At 55.3% G+C, this 20,378-nt stretch carries 21 protein-coding genes; 5 read left to right on the top strand and 16 right to left on the bottom strand.

From position 1 onward, the window contains the following. Positions 1-73: 73 nt before the first annotated feature. Entirely contained in the window at positions 74-1,057 is a 984-nt protein-coding gene (gene acuI / locus AC07WB_RS15925; protein ID WP_097096085.1) for an acrylyl-CoA reductase (NADPH), read from the bottom strand. 296 nt (positions 1,058-1,353) lie between these two features. Between acuI and AC07WB_RS15920 the strand changes: the two genes are divergently transcribed. Continuing rightward, positions 1,354-3,501: an ornithine decarboxylase gene (locus tag AC07WB_RS15920; RefSeq protein WP_494940822.1), complete on the top strand. Its 2,148-nt coding sequence runs from the start codon at positions 1,354-1,356 to the stop codon at positions 3,499-3,501. A gap of 73 nt (positions 3,502-3,574) precedes the next feature. On the opposite strand, the gene mltC is transcribed toward AC07WB_RS15920, so the two are convergent. Genes mltC through mutY form a run of 3 tightly spaced genes read right to left on the bottom strand, consistent with a single transcriptional unit; the run spans position 3,575 to position 6,066 of the window. After that, the gene (mltC, locus tag AC07WB_RS15915) at positions 3,575-4,654 is read right to left on the bottom strand and encodes a membrane-bound lytic murein transglycosylase MltC (protein WP_097096087.1); all 1,080 of its coding nucleotides are present in this window, start codon (positions 4,652-4,654) and stop codon (positions 3,575-3,577) included. A gap of 54 nt (positions 4,655-4,708) precedes the next feature. Next, the gene (locus AC07WB_RS15910; protein WP_097096088.1) at positions 4,709-4,981 is read right to left on the bottom strand and encodes an oxidative damage protection protein; all 273 of its coding nucleotides are present in this window, start codon (positions 4,979-4,981) and stop codon (positions 4,709-4,711) included. After that, on the bottom strand, positions 4,981-6,066 hold the full coding sequence (gene mutY / locus AC07WB_RS15905) for an A/G-specific adenine glycosylase (protein ID WP_097096089.1): 1,086 nt from the start codon (positions 6,064-6,066) through the stop codon (positions 4,981-4,983). The genes AC07WB_RS15910 and mutY overlap by 1 nt, the downstream gene beginning before the upstream one ends. Before the next feature lie 154 nt (positions 6,067-6,220). Between mutY and trmB the strand changes: the two genes are divergently transcribed. From trmB to AC07WB_RS15890, 3 genes are all read left to right on the top strand, one after another. Further along, positions 6,221-6,940 (top strand): tRNA (guanosine(46)-N7)-methyltransferase TrmB, encoded by a 720-nt coding sequence (trmB, locus tag AC07WB_RS15900; protein WP_494940821.1) that lies wholly within the window; start codon positions 6,221-6,223, stop codon positions 6,938-6,940. Next, entirely contained in the window at positions 6,940-7,266 is a 327-nt protein-coding gene (locus AC07WB_RS15895; protein ID WP_494940820.1) for a YggL family protein, read from the top strand. The genes trmB and AC07WB_RS15895 overlap by 1 nt, the downstream gene beginning before the upstream one ends. Before the next feature lie 102 nt (positions 7,267-7,368). Next, positions 7,369-8,085 carry a YggN family protein gene (locus AC07WB_RS15890; RefSeq protein ID WP_097096092.1) on the top strand — a complete coding sequence of 239 codons (717 nt, stop codon included), beginning with the start codon at positions 7,369-7,371 and terminating at the stop codon, positions 8,083-8,085. 32 nt (positions 8,086-8,117) lie between these two features. On the opposite strand, the gene hemW is transcribed toward AC07WB_RS15890, so the two are convergent. The 4 genes from hemW to AC07WB_RS15870 are packed head-to-tail and all read right to left on the bottom strand — an operon-like array spanning position 8,118 to position 11,141. Further along, complete coding sequence (hemW, locus tag AC07WB_RS15885; RefSeq protein ID WP_345828361.1) at positions 8,118-9,260, bottom strand: radical SAM family heme chaperone HemW; 1,143 nt, start codon at positions 9,258-9,260, stop codon at positions 8,118-8,120. Further along, positions 9,253-9,846, bottom strand: a complete 594-nt coding sequence (locus AC07WB_RS15880) for an XTP/dITP diphosphatase (protein ID WP_097096094.1) — start codon at positions 9,844-9,846, stop codon at positions 9,253-9,255. The genes hemW and AC07WB_RS15880 overlap by 8 nt, the downstream gene beginning before the upstream one ends. 20 nt (positions 9,847-9,866) lie before the next feature. Further along, complete coding sequence (locus tag AC07WB_RS15875) at positions 9,867-10,421, bottom strand: YggT family protein (RefSeq protein WP_097096095.1); 555 nt, start codon at positions 10,419-10,421, stop codon at positions 9,867-9,869. A gap of 12 nt (positions 10,422-10,433) precedes the next feature. Continuing rightward, entirely contained in the window at positions 10,434-11,141 is a 708-nt protein-coding gene (locus AC07WB_RS15870; protein ID WP_345828363.1) for a YggS family pyridoxal phosphate-dependent enzyme, read from the bottom strand. Positions 11,142-11,157: 16 nt separating this feature from the next. On the opposite strand from AC07WB_RS15870, the gene AC07WB_RS15865 reads away from it, so the two are divergent. Further along, the gene (locus tag AC07WB_RS15865) at positions 11,158-12,150 is read left to right on the top strand and encodes a type IV pilus twitching motility protein PilT (protein WP_097096097.1); all 993 of its coding nucleotides are present in this window, start codon (positions 11,158-11,160) and stop codon (positions 12,148-12,150) included. A 90-nt stretch (positions 12,151-12,240) separates the two neighbouring features. Here the strand turns inward: AC07WB_RS15865 and ruvX are convergent, their stop codons facing one another. The 8 genes from ruvX to metK form a co-directional block, all read right to left on the bottom strand. Beyond that, positions 12,241-12,657, bottom strand: a complete 417-nt coding sequence (ruvX, locus tag AC07WB_RS15860; RefSeq protein ID WP_097096098.1) for a Holliday junction resolvase RuvX — start codon at positions 12,655-12,657, stop codon at positions 12,241-12,243. Beyond that, complete coding sequence (locus tag AC07WB_RS15855; protein WP_097096099.1) at positions 12,657-13,220, bottom strand: YqgE/AlgH family protein; 564 nt, start codon at positions 13,218-13,220, stop codon at positions 12,657-12,659. The genes ruvX and AC07WB_RS15855 overlap by 1 nt, the downstream gene beginning before the upstream one ends. Before the next feature lie 82 nt (positions 13,221-13,302). Continuing rightward, positions 13,303-14,247: a glutathione synthase gene (gshB, locus tag AC07WB_RS15850; protein ID WP_097096100.1), complete on the bottom strand. Its 945-nt coding sequence runs from the start codon at positions 14,245-14,247 to the stop codon at positions 13,303-13,305. 39 nt (positions 14,248-14,286) lie between these two features. Continuing rightward, the gene (gene rsmE / locus AC07WB_RS15845) at positions 14,287-15,018 is read right to left on the bottom strand and encodes a 16S rRNA (uracil(1498)-N(3))-methyltransferase (RefSeq protein ID WP_345828364.1); all 732 of its coding nucleotides are present in this window, start codon (positions 15,016-15,018) and stop codon (positions 14,287-14,289) included. Positions 15,019-15,091: 73 nt separating this feature from the next. Continuing rightward, positions 15,092-15,799, bottom strand: a complete 708-nt coding sequence (gene endA / locus AC07WB_RS15840) for a deoxyribonuclease I (protein WP_345828365.1) — start codon at positions 15,797-15,799, stop codon at positions 15,092-15,094. Between the two features lie 90 nt (positions 15,800-15,889). After that, entirely contained in the window at positions 15,890-16,402 is a 513-nt protein-coding gene (locus AC07WB_RS15835; RefSeq protein WP_141400239.1) for a SprT family zinc-dependent metalloprotease, read from the bottom strand. A gap of 234 nt (positions 16,403-16,636) precedes the next feature. Further along, positions 16,637-18,031, bottom strand: coding sequence for a sugar porter family MFS transporter (locus tag AC07WB_RS15830; RefSeq protein WP_494940819.1), 1,395 nt, complete (start codon positions 18,029-18,031; stop codon positions 16,637-16,639). Between the two features lie 577 nt (positions 18,032-18,608). Next, positions 18,609-19,763, bottom strand: coding sequence for a methionine adenosyltransferase (gene metK, locus AC07WB_RS15825; protein ID WP_097096104.1), 1,155 nt, complete (start codon positions 19,761-19,763; stop codon positions 18,609-18,611). Positions 19,764-20,378: the final 615 nt, after the last annotated feature.

Below are 20,378 nucleotides of genomic sequence, written 5' to 3'. Positions count from 1 at the left end.
GGGTGGGCATTCATGCCCACCAGGTCGCGATTCATGCGTACAAGGTCGCCATGAATGGCGACCCTACGACACATCAGCGGCAATCAACGATTAACCGGCCACGCACTTTCCCCGCCAGCAGCTGCTCGGCACCTTCCCGCGCTTCGCTCAGCGGAATCACCTTGGTGAGTTGCTGCAGCAAGTCGCCATCCACCAGTTCCGCCAGACGCTGCCACGCCTGCTGACGCAGCGGTTTTGCGCACATCACGCTATCCACGCCCGCCAGAATCACGCCGCGCAGAATGAACGGCGCCACGCTGGTTGGCAGATCCAACCCTTGCGCCATGCCGCAGGCTGCGACCACGCCATCGCGCTTGATGCCTGCTAACACGTTAGCCAGCGTGTGGCTGCCAACGCTATCAATTGCTGCCGCCCAGCGCTCTTTCGCCAGCGGCTTGCCTGGCTCGCTCAGTTCCGCACGATCGATAACCGAGGCAGCGCCCAGCGTGTTGATCAGATAATCGCTGTCGCTGGCGCGCCCGCTGGAAGCCACTACTTCATAGCCAAGCCGCGCCAGCAGGCTAACGGCAAAGCTGCCGACACCACCGCTCGCGCCGGTGACTAACACCGGACCATGCTGTGGCGTGATGCCCTGTTTCTCCAGCGCCAGCACGCACAGCATGGCAGTGAAACCGGCGGTGCCAATCGCCATGGTTTGCAGCGGGCTGAGCGCGGACGGCACTTTCACCAGCCAGTCACCCGAAACGCTGGCTTTCTGCGCCAGTCCGCCCCAATGTTTTTCACCCACGCCCCAGCCGGTGAGCAGCGCGACATCGTCCTGCTGCCATTCAGGATGGCGGCTGCTAATCACCCGGCCGACAAAATCGATGCCCGGCACCATCGGGAACTGACGCACAATCGGGCCTTTGTTGCAGATGGCGAGCGCGTCTTTGTAGTTGAGCGTGGAGTAGCTTACTTCGAGGGTGACATCCTGATCGGGCAGTTGTTTTTCTGAAAGGTCTTGCAAGGTGGTGCGATAACCCTGTTCGTCATTTTCAATGACCAATGCCTTAAACATGTAGCCTCCGGCTGGTTGAGGAAAGTAGGGTAATAGTACTCCTTTTTTTCCCTCACCCTAACCCTCTCCCGCAAGCGGGCGAGGGAACCGATCCAGCAGCGCTTAATTATCGCTCCGACTGCTCCCTCTCCCGTATAACGGGAGAGGGCTGGGGTGAGGGTACGGTTGTTCCTGCAAAAAAAAGATGACATGATTGCGCCCCAGTCAGCCATCTACTCCCTTATGACTTTCGCCGAGGAAATCTCCTCATTGCTGTGCCATCGGCACCCACTCATCCTTGCTCAGGGATTTGTGTTATGAACCCATTGAAAATTGCTGCCAGCGTTGCTGTCGCGCCAAGTCTCAGCCTGAATACCACACGCGACGTGGTGACGCTGGACAATACTGATTTCACCGATGTCGCTGCGGTGGTGGTCACCCTGTCAGATACGCGCAGCGGTGTGTTAACGCTGTTGCAGAAGATCGGCTTTAATCTGCCGGTGTTTGTCGCCAATGCGTTCGATGAAGACGTACTAAAGCTGCCGGGCGTCACCGCTGAAATCAACGGCGCGCCGGAAGAGTGGCAGGCGCTGGAAGACGCGGCGCTGGCGTATGAATCAGCATTGCTGCCGCCGTTCTTCGATACGCTCACGCGCTACGTTGATATGCAGAACAGCACCTTTGCTTGCCCGGGACATCAGGGCGGCGCGTTTTTCCGCAAACATCCGGCGGGACGGCAGTTTTATGAGTTCTATGGCGAGAACGTGTTCCGTTCCGATATGTGCAACGCTGACGTCAAGCTGGGCGATTTGCTGATCCACGAAGGCTCCGCCAAAGATGCGCAGAAGTTCGCGGCCAAAGTGTTTAACGCCGACAAAACCTATTTCGTGCTTAACGGCACCTCCAGCGCCAATAAAGTGGTGACCAACGCGCTGCTCACGCGCGGCGATCTGGTGCTGTTTGACCGCAACAACCATAAATCCAATCACCACGGTGCGCTGATTCAGGCGGGCGCAACGCCAGTGTATCTGGAGGCGGCGCGTAACCCGTTTGGCTTTATCGGCGGCATTGATGCGCACTGCTTTGACGATGCCTATCTGCGTGAGCAGATTGCGAAAGTGGCGCCGCACCGCGCTCAGGATCAGCGGCCTTTCCGCCTGGCGATTATCCAGCTTGGTACTTATGACGGCACGGTGTACAACGCGCGGCAGGTGGTCGATCGCATCGGGCATCTGTGTGATTACATCCTGTTTGACTCAGCGTGGGTCGGCTATGAGCAGTTCATCCCGTTGATGGCCGGCTGCTCGCCGCTGACGCTGGAGTTGGACGCGAACGATCCCGGTATTTTTGTTACGCAGTCAGTGCACAAGCAGCTGGCCGGTTTCTCGCAGACCTCCCAAATCCACAAGAAAGACAATCACATCCGAGGGCAAAAGCGCTTCTGTCCGCACAAGCGCCTCAATAATGCCTTTATGCTGCACGCCTCCACCAGCCCGTTCTATCCGCTGTTTGCCGCGCTGGATATCAACGCCCGTATGCACCAGGGCGAAGCGGGGCGCAGCATGTGGCACGAGTGCGTCACCATCGGCATTGATGCGCGCAAAGCGATTCTGGAACGCTGTGAGATGATCCAACCGTTCCTGCCAGAAAAAGTGCACGGCAAGCTGTGGCAAACGGCGGAAACCGAAGCCATTGCCGCCGATCCTGCTTACTTTAGTCTTGAACCGGGGGCGAAGTGGCACGGTTTTGAAGGTTACGCGCGGGAGCAGTATTTGGTCGACCCGTGTAAGCTGCTGCTCACCACGCCGGGCATTGATGCCGCCAGCGGTGAATACACCCGCTTCGGCATTCCCGCGACGATTCTGGCTAACTACCTGCGTGAGAACGGTATCGTGCCGGAAAAGTGCGACCTGAACTCGATTCTGTTCCTGCTGACGCCCGCTGAAACATCGGAAAAGATGGCGCATCTGGTGGCGATGCTGGTGCAGTTTGAGCAGCACGTGCGTGAGGATGCGCTGCTGGCGGAAGTGCTGCCGAGCGTCTATCGCAAGAATATCGAGCGTTACAAAGGTTACACGCTGCGCCGCCTGTGCCAGGAGATGCACGATCTCTACGTCAGCTTCGACGTGAAGGATTTACAGAAAGCGATGTTCCGCTCGGCCTGTTTCCCACCGGTGAAAGTGAATCCGCAGGATGCGCATCAGGCGTATATTCGCGGCGAAGTGGAGCTGGTGCCCATTGCCAAAGCCGAAGGACGCATTGCGGCAGAAGGCGCATTGCCCTATCCGCCAGGCGTGCTGTGCGTGGTGCCGGGGGAAGTGTGGGGCGGCGCGGTGCAGCGCTATTTCCTCGCGCTGGAAGAGGGCATCAATCTCCTGCCGGGCTTTTCGCCGGAGCTGCAAGGGGTTTACACCGAGGAAGATGAGAGCGGGCGTAAGCATCTGGTGGCGAATATGATGGTTTAACAAGGTCGCCATAAATGGCGACCTTACGTGTAGGGTGGGCATTTATGCCCACCGTTTCAATCATCGCACCGTCCTAGAACCGACGATAGCTGCGCTGCGCCTGGCTCACTTTGTACAGATAACGACGCGATTCCGCCGAAGGATGGTTAGTGGTCAGCGTCTGATATACCTCGGCTGGCGACATACCGTTAATCGACGAGAAGGCGCGATCTTTGTCGCTGGAGAACACGCGCAGCACGCTGCCCGCACCGCCGTTATACGCAGTGATCACCGCATAACGCCGCGAGACCGGATCCTGAATCCCACCTAAATAGCTTCTCTGCAGCAGCGACAAATACGCGGTGCCCGCATCAATATTATTCTCAGGATCAAGCAGATAGCTTCGACTCGGCTTGCCGCCTTTGCCTTTCATGCGGAACACATCGACGCCGGCAGTGTGCTGCACCACCTGCATCAGACCCAGCGCATCAGAATGGCTGACCGCATAGGGGTTGAAACTCGATTCAATCTGCATAATCGCCAGAATCAATGAGGCATCGACGCCATATTGTTCCGCCGCTTTACGCACCATCGGCAGATATTTGTGCGCACGCTTATCGAGGTGGTTCGGCACCATCGGAATGGTCACCGACCAGATGACATGCAATCCGGAAGTGCGCTTCTGCAGTTTGTTCTGAATCAGATAGTCAGCAAAGTTGCCGGCGCGGCCCTGCCAGCGAATCGGCTGGCCGGTGTTATCCAGCACCTGGCCGTACAGCAGCGGCTCTTTACTGATTTGAATATCGTTGGCATCAGAGTAGAGATCGACATTACCCGGGTCTTCGCCAATCAACAGCGTGGTGATGATTGCCTGGCGCAGGCTGGCCATCGGATCGGTACCGGAAATGGTCTCAATGGTGATGCTACCGCTGTCAAAGTTGATGTGACTGCGGGTGTAATAACCATCGCTATATTTGACGTAGTCTTTCGGTCCGGCGATCAGAACCTCATTGATGCCCCAAATATTTTCAATGTTGTGGGCGAACTGACCCATCAGGATATCGAAACCGTTGGTGTCCTTGACCCACTCTTCATGATACTGCGATTTTTTTTGTCCGGAGCAGGAGACCAAAAGTGGTGCAATCACCAACAGTGCTATCAGTTTTTTATTCATTGTTAATGCGTGCCTGACTCGAAAAAGAGGGCTTCAAAGGGAAGCCCTGAACGGTTATTTTTCTGGCGGGGTGTAACCTTCAATGTGCACGTCTTTGCCTTCGAACAGGAAATTCACCATCTCCTTCTCCAGCACTTTGCGATCTTCCGGGTTCATCATGCTCAATTTTTTTTCATTGATCAGCATGGTCTGCTTGGACATCCACTGCTGCCAGGCTTCTTTGGAGATCTCATTGAAGATGCGCTTACCCAGTTCGCCAGGATAGAGCTGAAAGTCTTGGCCTTCAGCGTCGCGTTGCAGATAAGTACAAAAAATGGTGCGGCTCATTACTCTTCCTCTTCGGTCACGCCCGATCGACGCGTAAGCTGCTGGGGATGGCGCAGTTCATGCAACAAGCGCTCAACCGGCGCTGCCAAACCCACTGACGGTGGTTGCGCTAAGTTATACCAGAGACCGCCCGCTTCATCCATCAGCGACCCAGCGGAAGGCCACGCTAGCCACATAGGCACAATGTCTAAGTGGAAATGGCTAAAGGTATGACGAAACGCCGTGAGCTGCTGTGGCTTAGCCTGAATGCCACGGTCGCTTAGCCAGTCAGTTAGCGCTTGCTCACTGGTGAACTGCGGGAAGCAAAATAGCCCGCCCCATAAGCCGACCGGCGGACGCTGCTCTAGCCACACATCGTCGCCATCCTGCATCATCAGCATCCAGCCGCTACGTTCCGGCAAGGTCTGCTTCGGCTTCTTGCCGGGATAGTTGGTCCAGCTGTTATTGGCATAGGCCACGCAGCGGCTGTTCAGCGGGCAGATTTCACACTTAGGACGTGAGCGAGTACATACTAATGCCCCAAGGTCCATCATCGCCTGATTGAACTGGCTAACGCCTTCTGCGGGCGTAACCTCTTCGCTGATCTGCCACAGACGTTTCTCAACGTCTTTTTTGCCCGGCCAGCCGCCAACCGCGTAGCAGCGCGCCAGCACGCGCTTCACGTTACCATCCAGAATCGGGAAATGCAGGCCCAGCGACAGCGATAACACCGCGCCCGCAGTCGATCGACCAATACCCGGCAATGCCGCCACATCATCAAAGTTGCGTGGGAACTCGCCGCCGTGCTTCTCCACCACCTGCTTAGCCGCTTTATGCAGATTGCGCGCCCGCGCGTAATAGCCAAGGCCGGTCCACAGATGCAGCACTTCGTCCAGCGGCGCGGCGGCCAGATCGCTGACCGTCGGGAAGCGCGCCATAAAGCGTTCAAAATAGGGAATAACGGTGGTCACTTGCGTTTGCTGCAGCATCACTTCAGAGAGCCACACTTTGTATGGCGTCTTCTCCTGCTGCCACGGCAGGGTTTTGCGACCGAAGCGCTGATACCAATCCAGCACTTGTTGCGCGAACGTCGGCGCTTGCATCATAAGAAGGAAATTTTCCGTGTTTACTCTACAATCAGGCAGGAATTCCAGCACAGAGACATCAGGGTGTAAACCGGAACATTGCAAAGGCTTGCTTCTGCTTTCTAACTTTGCATAATGCCCGTTTCCCAGAACAGGCTAACCAGCAGGCTTCAACATGATTAATGACGTCATCACCCCAGAATTTGATGAGAACGGGCGGCCATTACGCCGTATCCGCAGTTTTGTGCGCCGCCAGGGGCGCTTAACGAAAGGACAGCAGCTCGCGCTCGATAATTTATGGCCGGAGATGGGCGTTGAGTTCCAGCCGGAACCGCTGGATCTGGTGACGCTGTTTGGTCGTGACGCGCCGGTGGTGCTGGAAATTGGTTTCGGCATGGGCGCTTCGCTGGTGACCATGGCGCAGAATAATCCGCACCAGAACTTCCTCGGGCTGGAAGTCCATGCGCCGGGCGTTGGCGCTTGCCTGGCCTCAGCCAAAGACGCGGGCGTTGAGAACCTGCGCGTGATGTGTCACGACGCGGTGGAAGTGCTGCAGAAGATGATTCCGGACAACTCGCTGCGTATGGTGCAGCTGTTCTTCCCGGATCCGTGGCACAAAGCGCGCCATAACAAACGTCGCATCGTACAGGTGCCGTTTGCTGAGCTGGTGATGCGTAAGTTGAAGCTGGGCGGCGTGTTCCACATGGCAACCGACTGGGAAGCCTACGCCGAACACATGTTAGACGTGATGAGCAGCATCGACGGATATAAAAATCAGTCGGAAAGTAACAATTACGTGCCGCGTCCCGAAACGCGTCCGTTAACCAAGTTTGAGCAGCGCGGGCAGCGACTGGGCCATGGCGTATGGGATCTGATGTTTGAGAGGGTGAAATAATGGCCGTACAGCGTAGCCGCCGTTTGCGTAAAAAACTGCATATTGATGAGTTTCAGGAATTGGGTTTCTCCGTGGCCTGGCGTTTCGCCGAAGGCACAACTGAGGAGCAAATTGATGCGACTGTTGATCAGTTCATTAATGAAGTGATCGCACCGAATGGTCTGGCGTATGACGGCAGCGGTTATCTGGTGTGGGAAGGTCTGGTTTGCCTGCAGGAAACCGGCAAGTGCACCGATGAGCACCGCGAGCTGGTGCGTAAATGGCTGGAAGCCCACAACCTGACAGATATCCAGGTAACTGGACTCTTCGACGTTTGGTGGGACTAATCTTTAATGGTTGATGCGTGTTGGTGGCCATCAATGGCCACCTTACGAAATCCGTCGTAGGGTCGCCATTTTTGGCGACCTTTTTATTGTTCAGGAGATTTCATGGTTCGTAAGGCACTTATCGCCGCGCTGCTGCTGGCGGCAACTCAGGCTCAGGCTGCGTATGAATGTAGCGTTAAGCCACAGGATGATGTGATTGTTAAACCACAGAGCGTGCAGGTGGTGGGCAGCAACGGCAACCTTGAAATCACGCCGCAGGGCGATGTGCAGTTTAATGGGCAGAAGGTCAGCGTTGACAACGCAACGCGCCAGAAAGCCATTGATTATCAAACCGCGCTGCGTCGCGATTTGCCGTGGATCGACAGCGGCGCGACCTCGCGTCTGGAACGTAGCCGCGTGGCGCTGGACAAAGTGATTGTTGAGAAGCTTGGCGCTAACAGCAACGTACGCAATCGTCTCACCAAACTGGATGGCCAGCTCAAGCAGCAAATGAACCGTATTATTGAGCATCGCCCGGATGGATTAACCTTCCATCATCAGGCCATCGATCAGGTGCGTGCAGAAGGCGAGAAGCTGGTGCAGAGCACATTGGGCGGCATCATGCAGGATAGCCTCAACGAGATGGGCAGCAGCCAGGCGGCGAACGGCAGCAATCCGCTGCAGGCCATCATGGGCAACCTTGGCGGCTTACAGCAATCGGTGCAGGCGGAATGGAACAAGCAGGAACAGGATTTCCAGAATTTCGGCCACGAAGTGTGTAATCGCGTCACCGTGCTGGAAGATCAACGCAAAGGGTTGATGCAGGGCGTTAAAGGTTAACAAAGCAGAAGGCCGGTTTCCCGGCCTTCTGCTTATTCATCTTCGCTTAAAAACAGCTCCAGCAGCGAGTTCAGGAACAGCTTCCCTTTCTCAGTAATCTGCCAGTATTCAGCGCTTTCCACCACGTATCCCGCTGCTATCGCGGCATCAATTTGCGGGCGAATCACCTGCTCATCCATACCGGTATAGCGACGGAAATCCGCGCGCGGAGCGGCTTCCAGCAGACGGAAACGGTTCATAAAGAATTCGAACGGTTTGTCGTTTTCCGCCACCTCGTGCTGCTTATCGAGATAATTGCCTTTCATAAAGCCGCGTGGATGGCGCGTTTTTACGGTGCGCACGATGCGGCCATCTGGCTGCGTCAGCTTGCCGTGTGCGCCGCAGCCAATGCCCAGATAATCACCAAAGCGCCAGTAGTTTAGGTTGTGCTCGCAGCGATAGCCGGGTTTAGCGTAGGCCGAGGTTTCATATTGCTGATAACCAGCGGCGCTCAGCAGCTGATGGCCTTGCTCAAAAATATCCCACAGCGCGTCGTCATCCGGCAGTTGCGGTGGACGCGAGCCAAATAAGGTATTCGGTTCGATCGTCAGCTGATACCACGATAGATGCGGTGGATTGAGGGCAATCGCCTGGCGCAGATCGTCCAGCGCCTCTTCCAGCGACTGATCCGGCAAGCCGTGCATTAGATCGAGGTTAAAGCTACGCAGACCTAAGCCTTCCGCCAGCTGTGCCGCGCGGACGGCTTCTTCCGGTCCGTGAATGCGGCCCAGACGCTCCAGCTTTTGCGGGCTAAAGCTTTGCACGCCAATCGAAATACGGTTAATCCCCGCGCGCTGATAACCGCTGAAGCGATCGGCTTCCACGGTTCCGGGATTGGCTTCCATGGTGATTTCTGCGTCGGCAGCCAACGGCAAACGCGCGCGTACGCCGTCCATTAGCATCTGCATCGCATTGCTGCTCAGCAGGCTTGGCGTACCGCCACCAATGAAGATAGTGCGCACCTCGCGCCCCGCGGTGAGCGGCAAATCCTGTTCGAGATCGTTCAGCAGGTGCTGCACATACTCTATGTGCGGCACCTCGCCTTTTAACGCGTGAGAGTTGAAATCACAGTACGGGCACTTCTGCACACACCACGGAATGTGGATGTACAGGCTTAACGGAGGTAATTCAGGCATTGCGCATCGCTTCCAGCAGCAGCGTCAATGCTTTACCACGGTGAGAGACGGCGCGCTTTTCGTCTTTACTCAGCTCAGCCGCCGTTTTACCTAATTCAGGGACATAGAAGATGGGATCGTAACCAAAACCGCCTTCGCCAGCGGCTGAGCGGGTGATTTCACCGGCCCAGCTGCCGTGAAACACCAGCGGCGTGGGATCGGCCGCATGACGCACATATACCAGCACGCAGTGGAACTGCGCCTGACGTTCAGCGTCCGGCACCTTTTCCAGCGCCACCAGCAGCTTATCCAGATTTTGCTGGTCGCTGGCGTCAACGCCCGCATAGCGCGCGGAGTAGATACCCGGCGCGCCGCCCAGCGCATCGACCGCCAATCCGGAATCGTCGGCAATGGCTGGCAATCCAGTGATAGCAGCCGCATGACGCGCTTTGAGAATGGCATTTTCGATGAAAGTCAGGCCGGTTTCTTCCGCTGACTCCACGCCGAGTTCAGTTTGCGCCACAATATCGAGTCCGAAGGCCGCTAACAGATCGGCCAGCTCACGAACTTTGCCCGGATTACCGGTCGCGAGAACAACTTTTTGCATAACAGTTCCAGATTAACGAATTACAGCAAATACCAGAGACCTGGGAACAGGTCCATGCCGAGGAAATTCAGCGCGTACAGCACCAGAATCACAATCATGGCAGAGAAATCGATGCCGCCCATCGCGGGCAGAATACGGCGAATTGGTGACATCAGCGGTTCAGTCAGCTGCAGCAACACCTGATCCATCGGGCCGCGCCCCTGGCTGATCCAGCTCATCAGCGAACGAATGATGATCACCCAGAACACCAGATAACCGGCGGACTTTATTAGCGACAGCAGGCCAACCAATAAATTGGTGGGGTCCACTGAGAACACGCCGACCTGAATCAGCAGCAGCAGCGGATATTTTAGCGTAGTCAGCACAAACGCCAGCAGCAGCGATGCAGTATCAATCGGGCCAATCGCCGGAATGATACGGCGCAGTGGCTTGATAATCGGTTGGGTGATCTTCACGACAAACTGCGCCAGCGGGTTGTAGAAGTCACAGCGCGACCACTGCATCCAGATGCGCAGTAGCAGCACCATCACGTACAAATCGATCAGCGTTTTGACTAAAAACGTCAGTGTTAACATGAGGTTCCTCAATTATTGTTGTGAAGGTCGCGCATAATCCCGCGCGCCAAAAATGGCGGTGCCAATCCGCACCATGGTGCTGCCCGCGGCGATTGCCGCGTCCATATCGTCGCTCATTCCCAGAGAAAGCGTATCGACGTCAGGATAATCCTGTTGTAAGGCATGAAACGCGGCGGCCATCTTTTCGCAAACCGCCAGCTGACGTGCGTATTCTGTTTCTGGCGCTGGTATGGCCATCAGTCCTCGCAGGCGCAGATGCGGCAATGCGGCGATGTGCTGTGCCAGCTCCGGCAGCGCCTCCAGCATGATGCCAGATTTGCTGTTTTCGTCACTGATATTTACCTGAATTAACACGTTGAGCGGCGGCAACGACGCCGGGCGCTGATCGTTCAGGCGCTGCGCGATACGCTGTCGATCAACGGTATGGCACCAGGCAAAGTTTTCCGCCACCAGACGGCTTTTATTGGATTGTAACGGACCGATAAAGTGCCATTGCAAATCAGGATGTGCGGCCAGTTCGGCCACTTTTTCAACCCCTTCCTGCACGTAATTTTCACCAAACGCGCGTTGCCCCGCATTGATGGCTTCTGCGACCGCGCTCGCAGGCTTGGTTTTGCTCACTGCAAGCAGCGTAATTTCTTCTGGCGCGCGCCCGCAACGTGCGGCGGCAGCGGCGATACGCTCACGCACTTGCTGTAAGTTGTGCTCAATGGAAGTCATAGTCAGGAGAAGTTAAATGGAGTTGGATGAAATGGTGGCGCTTAGTGTAAAGCATAACGCCGCCGATCTGCACCTTTGCAGCGGACATTTGCCGCACTGGCGCCGACAAGGCGTGCTGGAGCCGATCCCGCAGCAAAGCGAGCTGGCAGGCGGCTGGCTGGAAAGCGTTATGCAGCAATGGCTCACGGCACCGCAGCAGGCCGAGCTGGAGGAAAACGGCCACGTAGACTTTGCCATGACGCTGACCAGCGGCGTGCGACTGCGCGCCAACCTGTTTATGCAGCGTCACGGTTTATCGCTGGCGCTGCGGCTAATTGCCAGCAGTGCGCCGGATCTCAACAGCCTGCATTTGCCCGAAGTGGTGAGCCAGCTATTACAGCTGGAGGAGGGGCTGATTTTGATTACCGGCGCCACCGGCAGCGGCAAATCCACCACGCTGGCAGCGATGGTGGATAGCCTTAATCGCCAACAGGCGCGGCACATCCTGACGTTGGAAGACCCCGTCGAGTTTGTTCATCACAGTCAGCGATCGTTAATTCAGCAGCGCGAAGTAGGCGCGCACTGCGCCTCGTTTCAACATGGGCTAAAAGCCGCGCTGCGCGAAGATCCCGATGTGATTCTGCTTGGTGAACTGCGTGATAGCGAAACCATCCGCCTGGCGCTTACCGCGGCAGAAACCGGCCATTTGGTGCTGGCGACGCTGCATACGCGCGGTGCAACCCAGGCGGTGGATCGGCTAGTAGACGTATTTCCCGCCGAGGAGAAAAACCTGGTGCGTACCCAATTAGCGGGCAGCCTTAAAGCGGTGCTGGCGCAACGTTTAGTGCCAGCAAAGGCGGGCGGACGCATTGGTTTATTTGAAGTGCTGGTGGCGACGCCGGCGGTGGCGAACCTGATCCGCGAGGGGAAAATGCACCAGCTGCCTGGCGTATTGCAAACCGGTGCGCAGGCCGGGATGCAAACCTTTGCCCAAAGCGAGCAGGCGCGTCAGCAGGCGGGGATGATTTGAACAGGGGTTGTAGCGGTCGCCATGAATGGCGACCCTACGAAAGTCAGCCGTAGGGGGCGCATTTATGCGCACCTGGTTTTTGAATGCGTTTTAATGCGTATCGAACCAATCTTCGAGAATAATCACCGCCGATTGGGAATCGACCTGGCCTTTTTGCAGCGCACGAAAACCACCGCGTTCAAACAGGTCGGCACGCGCCTCAACGGTGCTCAGGCGTTCGTCCTGCAGCTCGACGCGTACGCCAAAGCGACCGTGCAGGCGATTGGCAAACTTACGCGCGCGCGCGGTGAGTTCTTGTTCGGTGCCATCCATATTCAGCGGCAATCCAACCACTACATAATTGGGTTGCCACTCTTTCAGCAGCTTTTCGATCAGGTTCCAGTCTGGCGTGCCGTCTTGCGCTTTCAGGGCCGTCAGCGCCCGCGCAGTGCCCGTAAGCTGCTGACCAATGGCAACGCCGATACTTTTGGTGCCGAAATCGAAGCCCAGTAAGGTTTCACTGGCCATCAGGCGTGCCCTGCATCGGTGGCGATATTGTGTATATCCACGCCTAAACCGCGCGCGGCTTCGCGCCAGCGCTCCGCAATGGGCGTCTGGAACAGAATGTTGGTGTTAGCCGGTGAGGTGAGCCAGGCGTTCTCCAGTAGCTCATCTTCAAGCTGACCTTTCTCCCAGGCACAATATCCCAGCGCGACCAGTACGTTATCTGGCTGCGAAGTGGTCCCGATCGCTTCCAGCACATCACGCGAGGTGGTAATGACGGTGGTATCGGAAATACGAATGCTTGAGGAGTAGATGCGCTGCGCGGAGTGCAGGATAAAACCACGATCCTCCGCCAGCGGACCACCGGCAAAGACCGGCTTATCCAGTTTGATGGCAGGGTCACGTTCGGATGCGCTAATTTTAAGCTTTTTAAGAATGCCTTCGACCGTCAGGTTTTCCATTGGTTTGTTTACGATCAAACCCATGGCGCCATCTTCATTGTGCTCGCAGATATACACCACGGAGCGTTTGAATAGCGGGTCCTGCAGCGACGGCATCGCAATTAAAAAATGATGCTGTAAATTCATTATCACTCGTATACCAAAAATAACCGACGCAGCCGCGACAGCGCCGGTTTTGGGTGTTCACGGAGCTTGCACTCCGACGGCATCAGCCCAGGCGTTTCTCAATGGCATCCATCAGCATGCCAGTGATTGATATCGGGAACGCGGCCTCGATTTCACGTACGCAGGTTGGGCTGGTTACGTTAACTTCAGTCAGTTTATCACCGATGATATCCAGGCCGACAAAAATCAGCCCCTTGGCTTTGAGCGTTGGACCGACGCGACGCGCGATTTCCCAATCGCTATCGCTGAGCGGACGCGCTTCACCTCGTCCACCGGCGGCCAGATTACCGCGTGTTTCGCCACCTTGTGGAATACGCGCCAGGCAGTAAGGCACCGGTTCGCCATCCACGACCAGCACGCGTTTGTCACCCTCTTTAATCGCCGGCAGATAGTTCTGCGCCATGCAGAAGTTCTGGCCGTGATTGGTCAGGGTTTCGGTGATCACGCCAAAGTTCGGGTCATCCTGCTTCACGCGGAAGATGGACGCGCCGCCCATGCCGTCCAGTGGTTTCAGGATCACATCACCGTGCTCCTGCCAGAAGGCGCGCAGCTGCTCTTTGTTGCGCGTCACTAAGGTATCTGGCGTCAGGTCGGCGAACCAGGCGGTATACAGCTTTTCGTTGCAGTCGCGCAGGCTTTGCGGTTTGTTGACGATCAGCGTGCCTTGCTCTTCCGCGCGTTCCAGCAGGTAGGTTGCGTAGATAAATTCGGTGTCAAACGGCGGATCTTTACGCATCAGCACGACGTTGAGATCGGCCAGCGGAATAAGCTGCTCGTTACCAAAGGTGTACCAACTCTCGTAGTTCTGCTCAACGCTGAGCAAACGGGTGCGCGCGTAAGTCACACCACCGCGCAGGGAGAGATCGCTCATCTCCATGTAATGAATTTCGTAACCACGGCGCTGTGCTTCCAGCAACATGGCGAAGCTGGTGTCTTTTTTAATGTTGATGGACGAAATAGGGTCCATAACGATGCCAAGCTTGATCATTATTCTCTCCTCAAAGGGGTATTCAACCAAAAGTATCGCTTAACCGAGGTCGCCAAACCTCACCTGAAGTGCCGTGATGGCGGTGAGCGCGGTGGTTTCGGTACGTAACACGCGTGGTCCGAGCAAAATATCGGTGAAACCCTGCTGCGCCGTCATGGCAATTTCATCGGCAGATAAGCCGCCTTCCGGGCCAATCAGCAGACGAAGGCGCTCAACCGGCTGCGGCAGCGTATTAATGCTGTGGTTCGCGCGCGGATGCAAATTCAACTTCAAGCCTTCATCGGCTTCCGCACACCAGGCAAGCAGCGTCATCGGTTCGCGAATTTCTGGCACGCGATTGCGGCCGCACTGTTCACAGGCGGCAATCGCAATTTTCTGCCATTGCTGAATCTTTTTTGCCAGTCGCTCGGCATCCAGCTTTACGCCGCAGCGTTCAGAAAACAACGGCGTAATCACATTCACGCCAAGTTCGATCGATTTCTGGATGGTGAATTCCATTTTTTCACCGCGCGACATCACCTGGCCGAGGTGCAGATGCAGCGGGGATTCGCGGTCATCCGCCTGACTGGCAAGGACCCTTACTTTTACACGCTTTTTATCAGCCTGGGTGATTTCAGCGTGAAAAGTCAGATTACTGCCATCAAACAGTTCGATCTGCTGACCGGCCGTCATGCGTAGCACGCGTCCGACATGGTTAGCGGCGTCTTCATCAAGGAAGACTTCGCTGTTAACTTCGAGAGGTTCGGGATGATAAATGCGAGGTATACGCATGCGGTTCCTGCCAGCGTTATGCCGTGTCAGCGGACACGGCGCAATCGAAAAAAGCTAGTGTAGGGTAGCGCTTTCAGCGCTGGCAAGCCTGCTGAACGTAGGAATTATGATTTCCCTGTATTTTAGCGATGCGATTATCGCGCTCACACTCCCACTGCGTCACCGGATATTGCTTATCCCAGGCGGTGAAAAGCTGGGTTTGCTGACGTGACAGGCGCAAATGATATTGATCGCGCATATAGAAATAAGTGCGGGCAATCGCTCCGCGTGCCCGCTCTGGCGGTTGCGCCAGCTTCTGCTTGAAATCGACTTTCATGCTGCACTGGCCATACTGTTGCTCGCCTCCGTTCCACTGGCTGTACTGGAAGTTATTGCGATCGCCATTCACTTCGCCAATCGCCGGTTGCAGATTATGCAAATCGCTCTCGATACGGCGGTAATCGGCATCTTTACTGCAGCTTTTACGTCCGCCGTTCTGCCAGCACTGGCGCTGATGGCCGAATTCCCACGCCGGCATAACATGCTCCCACTCAATGCGCTCGGCGCGATTGGCGTTCTTACGCACGCTGTAGCCGCAACTGCTCAGATCCGGTACGCCTTTTTTGCCGTGCCAGCTGATTTTGCAGCCGCAGTAGAAGTCCGCGGGTGCATCAGCATTGATTTGTGCGGCATAGGCTTTGGCCTGCTGAAAGTTGTTTTGATGATAATTAGTGAAACTGAGGCTATAAGCACTAAGCGGAGCAACTAATAGGGTAAGAAACAGCAATGTTTTGCGAGACATATTCCAAAATTAACCTGGTCCTGAAAAAGGGCGGCAGGGTAACAGAATGATGACGAACGGGATATGAGATTTCAGGACTAGGTTGCTGAGCTATGTTGCTAAAAACTCACCGGGTTGCAGCAGGGATTTGCAGTGTACGCAACGATATTCGCTTTCGCCGCGCAGCACGCGGTTGTGACGACGCACAGTCAGCTGGTGCTGCTGACAGCGGCAGCGATAGGGGAACGTATTGCTGCGCACCGAGTCGATTTCAAACTGGTGGGTGCGACGTGCCGGGACACCGAGCACGCTCTCCATCATCCATTTCCACTCTTTGCCGTGCGGGGGCACGCGGCCAAAGGTTTTCCACACCAGCAGATGCGCCAGTTCGTGCGGCACCACTTCATCAACAAACGCCTGTTGGTTCTCCAGCAGCAGTACAGGATTAATGCGGATTTCCCACTTTTCCAGCCATGCGGTGCCCGCCGCCGTGCCGCGCTGCTGATAAACCAGGTTTGGCTCATCAAAGCGACGCTCAAGTTTTTCATTCGCCAGCTGTAAAAAATGGCGCAGCGAGCGCATGACGGCTTGTTGTATGGCGATGGGAAGGCGCGGTGTTTTCATGTGGGGCAGCATAAAAGGTTGCAGCGGTTGAATCAACTTGTAGGGTCGCCATTAATGGCGACCTGGTGTTTGGTTAAATGTGAAGCGGTCGTCATAAACGACGACCCTACGAAAATTCCGCACCCTAAACGTAGGGGCGCCATTTATATGGCGACCGCACGGTTATGTGGCGCGATGCGCAGTCCAAACAAAAAAGGGCTGCCCGTTGGCAGCCCTTGCATTCGCTTAGCGGGATTATTTCTGCCCGATATCGCGCAGTTTCTTGCCTGACATCAGATTGCGTTCGATGTGTTCCAGCGAGACGTTTTTGGTCTCTGGAATCAGCGTCAGCGTCAGCAGAATGAAGAATACGTTCAGACCGGCGTACACCCAGAAGGTTGGTGCATTGCCCAGCGTATTCAGCATGGTCAGGAAGGTGGCACCGACAATCATGTTAGCAATCCAGTTGGTCGCGGTAGACACCGTAATACCAAAATCGCGGCCTTTCAGCGGCTGGATTTCTGAACACAGTACCCAAATCAGCGGACCGGCAGACATCGCAAAACCAACGATGAACATCAGCAGCATCGCAATAGCGAAGTACTGCGCTTCCGGCGAGTAAATGCCAATGTGCAGCATGGTACCCAGCACGCCCATACCGACGGCCATGACCAGGAAGCCGAGCAGCAGCGTAGGCTTACGGCCCCAGCGATCCACCAGACCAATCGCGATAAAGGTGGCCAGCACGTTCACCAGACCGACAATCACCGTGCCCCACATTTGTTGCGTGGTGTTGGCAAAGCCGGCGATTTCGAAAATTTTCGGCGCGTAATACATGATGACGTTCATACCGGTGAACTGCTGCATGACCTGCAACAGCACGCCGAGGAACACCGCGCGGCGGAAATTGCTGTTGCTCTGGAACAGCTGCCAGCCTGACTGTTTAATCTTCAGGCTTTCACGGATTTCATCCAGTTCGCGTTTTGCTTGTTCGCTGGTATCACGCAGACGCGATAACACACGTTCCGCACTGCGGAAATCCCCTTTGGCGGCCAGCCAGCGTGGGCTGTTCGGCAGGAAGAACACGCCAATCAGCAGCAACACGGCAGGAATGGTGATAATGCCGAGCATCCAGCGCCATGCGCCAGCGTCACTGAACGCGGTATCGGAGAGATACGCGGCCAGAATACCGATGGTGATCATCAGCTGGTAGAGAGAAATCATACTGCCGCGAATTTTCTCCGGAGCGATCTCAGAGAGATACAGCGGAGCGGTATAAGACGCGACACCCACCGCCAGACCGAGCACCACACGTGCGGCGATCAGCATTTCTGGGCTGGTTGCACCCGCCGACCACAGCGAACCAATAACGAACAGAATGGCACCCGCCATCAGGCTCTTTTTACGACCCAGACGCGATGACATCCAGCCGCTACCAACCGCACCCACTGCAGCACCAAACATCATTGAGCTGACAATCCACTCTTGCTGGTGCGCAGTAACGTTAAAGTCTTTCGCGATGAAAGGCAGAGCACCGGCGATAACGCCGATATCCAGACCAAACAGCAAGCCGGCCAGCGCCGCTAAAAAGCAGACGAACAAGGTCATGACCTTATTCGACGTTCTGCCCTTGTGATTATTATTAGGCATGATGCCTCCAAAGTTTATCCATCGTTGTTGTTATCAATGTTATGAAACCTGTCAGCGGAAAAAAGTGAGAGCGATCACACCAGTGTAATCGGTTACACACGCCGGAACCCTGCAATCCAGCATTTTCCGCCCGAAATAGTTACGTAACCAGTAAGGTATAGCACCCTTTAAGTTTCTGACATCGCACTAATTATCGGCTATCAGACGACGCTGAAAATAACGCATTTTTACAGCAATAACTACGCTGAAAAATCTCTAAATTGCCGATTGTTAAAGGATTTCAAAATGTAATCGTTAACACTAAGTTGTAAGCGGGGTGAAAGAAGTGTAGACGCTAGTTGAAAAGGAACAATGTGCGACAAAGCGTTATTTGCTGGGGCGTGAGGCACGCTGGTGGTCATAAATGACGCCCCTACAGTATGCTTTTTAATGCAGGTGCGCATGAATGCGCACCCTACGAAAACCCGGCGATATCCATGTAGGGTCGCCATTCATGGCGACCTGGTACACATTCATGCGCTCATGGCATAAAAAAGCCCGCCAATGGCGGGCTCGATAAAAAAGGTTACGTCTGAGCTTACTTCAAACCCGCCGCTTCACGCAGCTGCGCAGCTTTATCCGTCTGCTCCCATGGGAAGTGCTCACGACCAAAGTGACCGTATGCTGCCGTCTCTTTGTAGATCGGCTTCAGCAGATCCATCATCTGAATCAGACCGTATGGACGCAGGTCGAAGAACTCGCGCACCAGTAAAGTCAGCTGTTCAGTTGGCACTTTTTCGGTACCGAAGGTTTCAACCATGATGGAGGTTGGCTCAGCCACGCCGATGGCATAGGAAACCTGGATTTCGCAACGATCAGCCAGGCCAGCCGCGACGATGTTCTTCGCCACATAGCGCGCTGCATAAGCGGCAGAGCGGTCAACTTTTGACGGATCTTTACCTGAGAATGCGCCGCCACCGTGACGTGCCATGCCGCCGTAGGTATCCACGATGATTTTACGCCCGGTCAGGCCGCAGTCGCCCATTGGGCCACCGATCACAAAACGACCGGTTGGGTTGATGTGATATTTGGTGCTGGCGTTGATCCACTCCGTCGGCAGAACCGGCTTGATGATCTCTTCCATCACCGCTTCACGCAGATCGGCGGTGGTCACCTCTTCAGCGTGCTGAGTAGACAGCACAACCGCATCGATACCAACAATTTTGCCGTCATCGTACTGGAAGGTAATCTGGCTTTTCGCATCTGGACGCAGCCACGGCAGTGAACCGCTTTTACGCACTTCCGCCTGACGCTGCACCAAACGGTGCGCATAAGTGACCGGCGCTGGCATCAGCACATCCGTTTCGTTGCTGGCGTAACCGAACATCAGGCCCTGGTCGCCCGCGCCTTGCTCCAGCGGATCGGTGCGGTCAACGCCCTGGTTAATGTCTGGAGATTGCTTACCAATTGCGCTCAGTACCGCGCAAGAGTTGGCATCAAAGCCCATATCGGAATGGACATAACCGATTTCACGTACGGTATTACGGGTGATCTCTTCGATATCAACCCAAGCGCTGGTGGTGATTTCACCGCCAACCAGCACCATACCGGTCTTAACGTAAGTTTCGCAGGCCACGCGTGCTTTCGGATCCTGTTCCAGGATCGCGTCGAGCACGGCATCGGAAATTTGGTCAGCGATTTTATCAGGATGTCCTTCTGATACGGACTCAGATGTAAAAAGGTGTTTAGCCATTCTGTTCTTTACCTTACAAATGGTTTGAATACGACTGCGTAGCGCAAGCTGGGCCAGGCCGACTCGACGCCCCTTCAGGCAAAGCCGCAAGCAGTAGGAAGCGGGAGCATTGGCTCACACCGCCTGGATGTTAATCAGTTTAGATGGAAAACCATCTGGACGGCTATTCTAGGTTACTCAGTGAGCACTTTTCCAGTGCTTTTTCTGATCCCGCATTTTCCGCAACATTACAAGTGGAATAATTTCCTGACACCCCACGCAGTTAGCTGACAAAGATTTTGCATTTTCGCGCATCTGGCGGTATAAAACGCCGCTGCTGTTGCAGCGCAAAAAGGATGACGCCGCTGTGCGTCGCGCCGTCAGATGCCGTTTACTCTGACTTTCACCCAAGCCGTTTTTCGCATGCTGTCAGCAGGCGATGGAGGTGATTAAACTCAATGAATCACTCTTTCACTCTCTTTGGTTCACAGCGCGGCTTCAGCGCGCAGGCACTCCTTTCACATTCCCAATCTGTTCTTTTCTCCTGTCGATGTTTTGCCCGTTGCGGTAATCAGCCCGACACGAGCGCCGGTTAACATTTCTCTGCATCTATTACTGCATTTCGCTGTCTACTGA

This window comes from Pantoea sp. GW821-FHT03E06 (assembly GCF_059420725.1).
This window is presented reverse-complemented; position numbering and strand designations above follow the sequence as displayed.